This window comes from Peribacillus sp. P4_C12, assembly GCF_056402095.1.
This window is the reverse complement of record NZ_JBFUIB010000629.1, coordinates 1-1878: the sequence shown is the minus strand read 5'-3', so window position 1 is coordinate 1878 and position 1878 is coordinate 1. Positions and strand designations below refer to the sequence as shown.

Below are 1878 nucleotides of genomic sequence, written 5' to 3'. Positions count from 1 at the left end.
TTTAGAGAAAGATGTAAAAATTGGTGCCCACCCTGGATTACAAGATTTAATAGGTTTTGGCCGACGCAATATTAATATTTCACCACAGGAAGCTTATGATATTGTTGTCTATCAAATTGGTGCGTTAAATGGCTTCTTGCAATCTGAAGGCGGGAATATGCAACATGTTAAACCACATGGTGCTTTGTACAATATGGCGGCAAAGAATAAAGAGTTGTCTCTTGCCATAGCTGAAGCTGTATACAAAATTAATCCTGAGCTCATTTTATTTGGCTTGTCGGGCAGTGAATTAATACGTGCTGGACAGACCATTGGATTACAAACGGCTAGTGAAGTGTTTGCGGATCGGACATATCAACAAGATGGTTCATTGACTTCTCGTATGAAAGCGCATGCAATGATAGAAAATGATGATGATGCTGTTGCACAAGTAATTCGAATGGTTAAAGAAGGAAAGGTTTTGTCACAGCAAGGAACTGATGTGACTTTAAAGGCAGATACAATTTGTATTCATGGGGATGGAGCACATGCTTTAACCTTTGCTCATCATGTAAAAAAATCCTTAGAAATATCTGAAATTACAGTTAAGTCTATTTCTAAATAAAATCACAAACATCTAGGAGGTAGATTCCATTGGAGCCAATCAAAAATACAACAACTGACCAGACAAAAAATCAATCTAAGCCAAAAACTAACCGGACATTATTGCTAGGTGCAGCATTTCTTATGGCAACATCAGCCATAGGACCAGGTTTTTTAATGCAGACAACTGTTTATACCCAAAGTCTTGCAGCAAGTTTTGGGTTTGTTATTCTTATTTCCGTAATTCTTGATATTTTTGCACAAACAAATGTATGGCGCATTATTGCTGTATCTGAAAAACGAGGACAAGAGATTGCAAACATGGTTCTTCCAGGACTAGGTTATGTTCTAGCGGCACTCATAGTTATGGGGGGGCTAGCATTTAATATAGGGAACATCGCAGGAGCTGGACTTGGTCTAAATGCGATGACTGGAATTTCCCCAACTGCTGGAGCGGCAATTAGTGCCGTCATTGCAATATTAATTTTTGTTGTAAAAGAAGCAGGTAAAGCGATGGACCGTTTTACACAAATTGCCGGCTTTTTTATGATATGTTTGATGATATATGTTGCATGGACAACTTCTCCTCCAGTTGGAGAAGCAGTAGTTAAGACATTTGCACCTGATAAGATTGATATTATCGCAATCGTTACATTAGTTGGAGGATCTGTGGGTGGCTATATTACATTTGCTGGCGGTCATCGTCTATTGGATGCAGGCGTGAAAGGTGTCGGAGCACTGCCAGAAGTCACAAAGAGTTCAGTAATGGGTATTTTAATAACTACAGTTATGCGAGTTGCATTATTTTTAGCAGTTCTCGGTGTTGTATCTAAAGGCTTGCAAATTGATTCAGGAAACCCTGCGGCATCCGTTTTTCAACTTGCTGCTGGAAATGTTGGTTATAAAATCTTTGGTGTTGTTATGTGGGCTGCAGCAATCACATCAGTAGTAGGTGCTGCATATACTTCCGTTTCGTTTATTAGAACATTCAGTGAAAAAATAAATAAAAAGGCTAACTGGATTATAATTGGCTTTATAGTACTTTCAACAATTTGCTTTTTGTTAATTGGTAAACCGGTAAAAGTACTACTTGTAGTGGGGGCAATTAATGGTCTGATTTTACCAATTGCACTTGGAACATTATTAATTGCTGCTTATAAGAAAAACATTGTGGGTGAATATAAACATCCTTTATGGTTGACGATATCAGGTGTATTTGTGGTAGTTGTTATGGCGTTAATGGGTGGCTATACTTTATTTACTCAGCTACCATTACTATTTAAATAACTATAGATT

Annotated in this window: 2 protein-coding genes; both read left to right on the top strand. The window is 37.8% G+C overall.

Annotation, left to right across the window (positions count from 1 at the left end; genetic code table 11):
- Positions 1-604: LamB/YcsF family protein (locus AC1DUW_RS27365; RefSeq protein WP_477643995.1), on the top strand; the 604-nt coding region annotated here is incomplete at its 5' end.
- 122 nt (positions 605-726) lie between these two features.
- The gene (locus AC1DUW_RS27360; RefSeq protein WP_152952354.1) at positions 727-1869 is read left to right on the top strand and encodes an NRAMP family divalent metal transporter; all 1143 of its coding nucleotides are present in this window, start codon (positions 727-729) and stop codon (positions 1867-1869) included.
- Positions 1870-1878: the final 9 nt, after the last annotated feature.

Excerpts from the sequence above, each read along its gene's own strand:
- AC1DUW_RS27360 (WP_152952354.1), top strand. The coding sequence starts at position 727 with ATGGCAACATCAGCCATAGGACCAGGTTTTTTAATGCAGACAACTGTT.